1 protein-coding gene and 1 pseudogene are annotated in these 8,770 nt (G+C 37.3%); one reads left to right on the forward strand and one right to left on the reverse strand.

All coding sequences use genetic code 11. The annotated features are described in order from the left end of the window. Positions 1 to 6,576, forward strand: a 6,576-nt coding sequence (locus D778_RS13920; protein WP_040492714.1) for an HYR domain-containing protein, incomplete at its 5' end; no start/stop codon positions are given. A 776-nt stretch (positions 6,577 to 7,352) separates the two neighbouring features. Here the strand turns inward: D778_RS13920 and D778_RS13925 are convergent. Beyond that, a pseudogene (locus D778_RS13925) lies at positions 7,353 to 8,303 on the reverse strand (trans-sulfuration enzyme family protein); the annotation flags it as partial. Positions 8,304 to 8,770 lie beyond the last annotated feature (467 nt).

The raw sequence follows: 8,770 nt of genomic DNA on the forward strand, positions 1-8,770 counted from the left end.
GATACCTTCCCGATTGGGACAACTACCGTAACCTATACCATTACCGATGCTGCTGGTTTAACAGCTTCATGTTCTTTCAATGTAACGGTTAACGATACTGAAAACCCAACCATTGCCTGTCCTGCCGATATTACGGTAAGCAACGATGCTGGGCAATGTGATGCGGTCGTGACCTGGACGGCACCTACGGGTGCTGACAACTGTGCTGGTGCTGTGGTAACGAGTTCGCACAATCCTGGCGATACCTTCCCGATTGGGACAACTACCGTAACCTATACCATTACCGATGCTGCTGGTTTAACAGCTTCATGTTCTTTCAATGTAACGGTTAACGATACTGAAAACCCAACCATTGCCTGTCCTGCTGATATTACGGTAAGTAACGATGCTGGGCAATGTGATGCGGTTGTGACCTGGACGGCGCCTACGGGTGCTGACAACTGTGCTGGTGCTGTGGTAACGAGTTCGCACAATCCTGGGGATACCTTCCCGATTGGGACAACTACCGTAACCTATACCATTACCGATGCTGCTGGATTAACAAACTCTTGTTCCTTTGACGTGACCGTAAACGATGTTATTGCTCCAACTGCTAATTGTCAAAATTATTTAGTAACATTAGACGCCTCTGGTAACGCAACTATCACAACAGCTGATATTGATAATGGCTCTACCGATAATTGTGGCATCCAATCCATGTCTTTAGATAATACAGCTTTTGATTGTAACGATTTAGGGGTCAATACAGTAACTTTAACTGTAAGGGATTTTGCCAATAATATTTCAACTTGTACAGCTACAGTAACTGTCTTAGACCCTGCAGCGAGTGCAAGTGTAAGCATCGTTTCAGATGATGCCAATAATGAGATTTGTGCTGGCGAAAACTTAACTTTTAATGTCGATACAATTGTTGACGGCGGATCCACACCTATTTATGAGTGGTTTATTGATGGCATTTCCCAAGGAACCAATAGTCCTACGTTTACTCCTATAACACCTTTAACTGTTGGAACACATGATATTTATGTAGAGATTCAATCTAGCTTATCTGCATGTGTATTACCTAAGCAAAGTAATACCATAACAGTAACAGTACACCCAGCTCCAACAGTGACAGCTCCTGTGCAAATTTGTATGGGAGACACAGGCAACTTAACACCAAACTCAGGAGGTACTTGGGTAAGCAACAATCCTGGTGTTGCAACTATAAACAATGCAGGAGTGATAACTCCAGTATCACCAGGCAATGTGACTTTTACCTTTACAAGTGCATCAACTTCATGTCCTAGTACAACAAATAACGTGGTGATTAATGCATTACCTAACATTACCAATTTACCAAGCAACAATGATATTTGTGTAAACGAAAGCCATACGTTATCTCCTACAACAGGTGGTACTTGGGCAAGTAGCAACAATGCTATTGCAACTATTACCAATGGAGGTGTCATTACTGGTGTTGCACCAGGAAATGTAACCTTTACGTTTACAAATACAGCAACAGGTTGCTCCAATACATCTGCTTCTATAGAAGTATTGGATATTCCTGTAATCACTTCTGTAACGGTCTCTGACGATCCTGTTTGTGCTGGAGACCCTAGTATATTAATAGCTAATGTACAAGGAGCTGGAGGGAATAATGAAACTATTGTAAACTATAATTTTAATTCTGGAACTGATTATGGCAATTTAAATGGGCAAAATGCAACAGGCATTAACTCTACAGTTACAGGAAGCATCAATTACGATAGACCAACAAACCAAGGTACAACAACAACTCCAGGTGCTTTCACTCAAAACAACGTTGCAGGTGGAGCACTAAGACAAATTGATGATTGGGAGGATGGTGGAAGATGGGGAGGATCATCAGATAATGGTAACTGGAGGTTTGCTGTAAACGGACCAAATTTACCAAATTATCAAGATTTTAGAGTTTATTTTCAAGCTAGAAGAGTTACTGGATTAGGAAACAATAAACGTATTAGAGTTGATTATAGAGTTAATGGAGGTACATGGCAAAACAACCATGCAATATTACAGTTGCCAGCTGGAAATAATAATTGGATACCACTTAGTTTTCTCTTACCACCATCTGCCAATAATCCAAACGATTTAGAATTTAGGTTAAGAGTTAATGATGGTTCTACATTTAATTATTGGTGCAGTTGGTTTGGATGCATAATATGGGCTGAAAGAGAACCACATGTATTGATTGATAATTTCCAAGTACAAGCAACTACTTCAGGTAGTAGTTTTGATTATTCTTGGACAGCTAATCCTCCAGGACCAACAGCAGGTTTACCTGCTGGAGCTGGAATTTCTGGTCCTAATAACGATCAAATAACGGTTAACCCACTTGTTACTACAGACTATACTGTAACAGTAATAAACCCTACAGATGGCTGTCCTGCAACAGAAACGATAACTGTAAACGTTTATCCTGTATCTAATCTAACCATTGCTGCTGATTACTGTCCTGCTCCACCAAATGAAAATACGGTTCAACTAGTTGCTACAGGATCAGGTTTTGTAGGTTATGAGTGGAACACAGGAGAAACTACTCAATCTATTTATGTAGACACTGCTGGTACATATCAGGTCATTGGGACTACTGCTGATGGTTGTACAATAAGCACAAGTATTAATGTTGCACAAGAATTAGTTACTAATGGTGATTTTGAAGCAGGAAATGTAGGTTTCAATAGTAATTATGCATATCATGTTGATGTTCCAGGACTAGTACCTGCTGGACAAGGAGAGTTATATGACGATTCAGGCAATAATGGTTATTCCATAACTAACAACGGTCAAAATGTACATATAAATTTTTGGGGGAATGACCATACCACTGGAAATGGGAATTTTATGGCTGTTAATGGACATGGTAATACCTTGATTGTTTGGCAACAAACGGTTAATGTAGAACCAAATACAGAATATTATTTCTCTGCTTGGGGAATGAGCTTAAATAACAGTAGCCAAACTGCTCAACTAACCTTTAACGTTAATGGAACAAATGTTGGAACTGCTCCAAGTTTACCTACCCACCCAAATAACAATAATCCTGGATCAGATAATTGGACACGCTTTTACGGGACTTGGAACTCAGGAACCAACACAACAGCAGTAATAGAAATAAGAAACTTAAATGCATCACTTGGAGGTAATGATTTTGGAATTGATGATATCTCCTTTGCAACACTATCAACCTTTATAAGATTAACTTCCCCTGTAGGAACGGATAATCAAACAGTATGTCAAGACACTGCCATCACAGATATTACTTATGATATTGGTGGCGGATTAACCCCTCCTAACATTACTGGGTTGCCTGCTGGGTTAACAACAACTTTTGATGGATTGGAATTTGTGATTTCAGGTACACCTACTGAGTTTGGAGTTTTTAATTACACAATTACTACAACCTCTAGTTGCGATATAAAATCTGCAAATGGCACAATAACAGTTAATGAAGCTCCAATAGTAACCATCAATACAGTACCTCAAACAGTCTGTTATTCAGATGGTACAATTACACTTGATGCCAGTCTAACTGGTGGTGCCACTGTTGGAACACCTGGTTCTGGTTGGACAAGTTCTGGCTCAGGGACTTTTGATAATATATATAGCTTAAACCCAATTTATACTTTCGATACTAATGAAACAGGAACCATAACCTTCACCTTTACCTCTGATGATCCTGCTGGTCCTTGTGATGCTGCTGTAGAAACTGTAGATATAGACATTACACCATATATTGTTGCCTATGCTGGAACAGTAACTCCAAGTGCAAGTTGTGCAAATACAACGGTAACTTTAGCTGCAAACAATGTATCTGGACAATGGACAGTAACATCCGGACAAGCTGCTAGTAGTTATTATTTTTCTAATGATACAGCTTACAATTCAGATTTCACAGGTGAAAGTGGTGAAACATATACCCTACAATGGGAAGCAACCAATGCATCCCCTTGTAATAATACAATAGATACTGTAACATTTACTTTTGCCAATTGTGGTACTAATTTAGTATTTGATGGTGTGGACGATAATATCAGTTTTGCAGATACAGATTATAACTTAAGCTCTGGTGCGTTTAGTATAGAAGCCTGGATAAAACCAAATACAGTTTCTGGTACACAAACCATCATATCCAAACGTAATAGCTCAAGCCTAACCTCTGGTTACGATTTAAGCTTAATTGGAAATCGTTTGTATTTCCGTTACAATGCCAGTGAGATGTTTTCTACTCAAACTATGAATAATACCAAATGGTATCATGTAGCAGTAACATTTAATGGTGTCAACCAGTACCACATGTATATTGATGGCTTCTTAATCCAATCTCAAACAGGTCCAAATCCAGCAAACAATTCCAATATAGCCTTAATTGGTGCAATGGATACAACAAACAATGCTCCTATTAACTTCTTTGGTGGTGGTATTGATGAAGTTCGTATTTGGAATACGCCATTATCTCAAACGCAAATTAGAGAGATGATGAATCAAGAAATTGAAGACAATGGCACGAATGTTAGAGGTGTTGTGGTTCCTCTTGATATTGCTGGTCTGCAATGGAATAACTTAACGGGCTATTATCAAATGAATGCAGGACCTCAAACCCTTGTTAATAATGGATACATAAGCGATATTGCAACAGTATCTCCAATACCTGGAAAACTGAATAAAATGACAGCTGTGCAACCAGAAACGGCTCCTATACCTTACATTTCTAATGGAAATGGCGCTTGGAATACACAGACAACTTGGCTAAATGGAACGGTTCAACAAATTCCTAACTCTACAGCTAACAGCATTAATGGACAAGCTCAAACATGGAACATTGTCAGAATACAACATAATATCAATTCTGGCAACAGAGCCACAACCCTATTGGGCTTATTGGTTGATAACAACAGATATACTATTGATAACAACCAACTATTACGTGTGAATGGTTATTTAAGAATAGATGGTGTTTTAGACCTAGAAGGCGAATCGCAACTCATGCAAAATAATTCAGCTGTTATAGATTATACAAACAGCACAGGTTATATGGAGCGTGACCAACAAGGAACGGCCAATACATTCAATTACAATTATTGGGGAAGTCCAGTGAGTTCAACTGGTGTTGCTTCTAATAGAGCATTTAGATTAGATGATATTCTTTATAACGGAAATACCAAAGTTCAATGGACAACCGGAAACAATGGAAGCACCACTCCTTTAACCATAAGTAGCCGTTGGATTTACACCTTTTCAGAAGGTTTAGAGGCAGATTATTCTGAATGGGCTCATGAAGGTAACCTTGGTACAATAAATGCTGGATTAGGATATACCATGAAAGGGCCTGGTCCTGGTGCTGCTACTGGCACACAAAATTATACCTTTAGAGGGATGCCTAACAATGGAACCATTTCGGCAAGTGTTACAGCTCAGCCAACTTTTAATAACCAAACTTTAGTTGGTAACCCATACCCTTCGGCCATTAACGCTCTAGAGTTTATTAGGGACAATATTCCTGGTGGAAATTCTGGAACCACTGCTAGCATAGATGGCTCACTTTATTTCTGGAAACAAGCTTCTACCAATGCGTCTCACCTTACAGCTGAATATCAAGGTGGCTATGCAACTTATAATTTATCAGGTGGACTTGCTGCTGTCTCTCCTCCTGGAATTAATGGTACTGGAGATGCCACTTTGGCGATCCCTAGACAATTTATACCTGTGGGACAAGGTTTCTTTGTAACTTCAGCCAATCATACCAATCAAGTTTCAAACACAGTAAGTTTTAGAAATAGCCAACGTGCTTTTGTGAAGGAAGCCTCCGGTAATTCCATCTTTTTAAGAACAGATGACGCCCCAGAAACAGTCGACCTAATCAAACGCATCCGATTGAACTTCACCTCTCCTGAGGGTGCCATCAGGCCCTTGTTATTGGCTTTTACACCTAATAATGAAGCAACAAATGGATTTGACTATGGCTACGATGCCAAAAACTCCGATGTCTTCCCAAGCGATATGTCTTTTGTAATTGACAATGAGAACTATGTCATTCAAGGCGTTGGCGAGTTTAATGTGGATAATATGTATCCTGTTAACATCAGCTTAGGAACATCCGGAACCATTGAAATTGAATTGACAGACCTTGAAAATTTTGATGAAGACATTGATGTGTATGTGTATGATGCGCTTTTAGGTAATTATTCCAGAATCAATACGGTTAATTATCAAATAGCCTTGGATGCAGGCAATCATGCCAACAGATATTTTATTGCCTTTAAAGAAGATGCCACTCTCAACACACCAATTGAAGAGTTTTCCAATGTGGTGGTGAATTATCTAAATGCCACAAATGAGGTTTACATCAATGTGCCTACTTCTGTAGATATTAAACAAGTATATTTAGTAAATATGCTTGGACAAACCGTAAAGTCCTGGAATGCAACCAATGCGCCTTTAGCTCACGAATGCAGATTACCAGTTAAAAATGTTTCTGAAGGAAACTACATTATAAAAGTAAGAACAGCAGATAACAAGCTGATAAACAAAAAAGTCATTATCATGCAAAACTAAATGACTTGATGAATCAAACAAATCCCCATAGACTATGTCATGGGGATTTTTTTATGTCTATTTATAAAACAGCAACTGCATAGCTTAAGTATGGCTCAAGTTTAGATAGTGCATGAGAGTGACTAGTCCTAAAAAAACCATACAGATTAATAAATAAATCCTTATATAATTATACAACCCTATTTCTTAATCCTAAAATGACTATACAGTTATTTTAAAATTTGCCACTTTATAATATGGACTATGTTAAAGCTCCCCTCTTCAGATGAAGAGGGGTGGACAGACAAAGTCTGGACGGGGAGTTTGATTTTATCATTTAAAAACCAGTAAAAAAAAACGAATTAAAAAGAAGAGACGCTATATACTAAAATCTAAATAAATAGAAGTGACCCATCCTAAAATAGTTATACAGGTTAATAAATAAATCCTGAAATAATTATACAACGCTTTTTCTTAATCCTAAAATGACTATACAGTTATTTTAAAATTTGCCCCTTTATAATATGGACTGTGTTAAAGCACCCCTCTTCAGATGAAGAGGGGTGGACAGACAAAGTCTGGACGGGGAGTTTGATTTTATCATTTAAAAACCAATAAAAAAACGAATTAAAAAGAAGAGACGCTATATACTAAAATCTAAATAAATAGAAGTGACCCATCCTAAAATAGTTATACAGGTTAATAAAATCCTGATATAATTATACAACGCTTTTTCTTAATCCTAAAATGACTATACAGTTATTTTAAAATTTGCCACTTTATAATATGGACTATGTTAAAGCTTTTAAAAATTTTGAAGCGTTTAGTCGTTCATCCAACTCAAAAGACATCATCGCTCCAAATCGTTTCATTTGCGATTTTGCCAAGGCATGTTCAGGATGAGATTTTAAACCTGGATAATATACCCTAGTCACGTCTGGATGTTTATCCAGAAACTTGGCTAGTTTTTTAGCATTTCTACATTGAGCCTTGACGCGCAAGGCCAAGGTTTTCATACTTCTTTCAAGCATCCAAACCATGAAATCGCTTAAATTACCTCCAAGGTTTTTACCTACATGCCAAATGGTATCAATATGTTCCTGGGAAGCTGCCACAGCTCCAGCTAAAATATCACTATGACCTCCTAAATATTTGGTGGCAGAATGGATAACGATATCAATTCCTAAATCAATGGGGTTTTGAATGATGGGACTGGCAAAAGTATTGTCTATACTGGTTATAATCTGTTTCGATTGGGCCAATTTGGCAATGGCTCGAATATCGGTAATGGTCAATAACGGATTGGAAGGTGTTTCTAAATGAATTAGCTTGGTATTTTCTTGGATGGCATTTTCAAAATCCGAAACCTGATACCCTTCCGTAAAGGTATATGAAATCCCATACTTTGACAGTTCTTCCCTTACAAAATTACTGGTACCACCATAAAGCGGGTTTTGAACCACCAAATGATCTCCTGCTTTCAAAAATGCCAGAAACGTAGTGCTTACGGCTGCCATTCCAGAACCAAAAATCAGGGCTGCCTCTGCATGTTCCAAAGCAGCAATTTTTTTTGAAAGATGCTCTTGGTTTGGGGTATTGAAATATCTTGGATAACGTTTAACAGCAACATCTTCAAATTGATAAGACGTGGACATATAAATAGGCGATACAGCGCCTTTAAATTGCTCATCTTTAATGTCCCCTGTATGGACGCAGATTGTTTTGATCCCTAATTCTTCTTTAACCATCTATCTATTTATTTAAAGTATCTAAAATTAGGGAAATTCATGTCATAAATAAAATTTTTAGGAGATATCATTTCATAAAATTACTGTAAAATCAATTTTATAACTATTTAATCTTGATCCCAATTTTTTATTGATTACCTCATAAAACATGGCATTGTTTAAAAATAATTTACAAAAACAATAAAATAAATATCATTTTCTAAAAACAACAAAATATAACAAACCCAAATACACCACGTATCTGCCTTGATATAAGAAACTTAAATGTTTTCAAAGAGTAATTAAGTAGTTTAACGATTATATTCTTGAGAATAAGCAACTTGGTATAAATTTGTTTCATCCCTCCATAATTAATAGCAAAATATTTTATGTATCAAGTTCTGCCCTGGAAATCTATGGTATGCTTTGTCTTACTAAAAAATAAACCGTTATGATTAAAAAATCTACTTTTTATGCACTTGTAATAA

Source organism: Xanthomarina gelatinilytica (assembly GCF_000348685.1).
GTDB lineage: Bacteria > Bacteroidota > Bacteroidia > Flavobacteriales > Flavobacteriaceae > Xanthomarina > Xanthomarina gelatinilytica.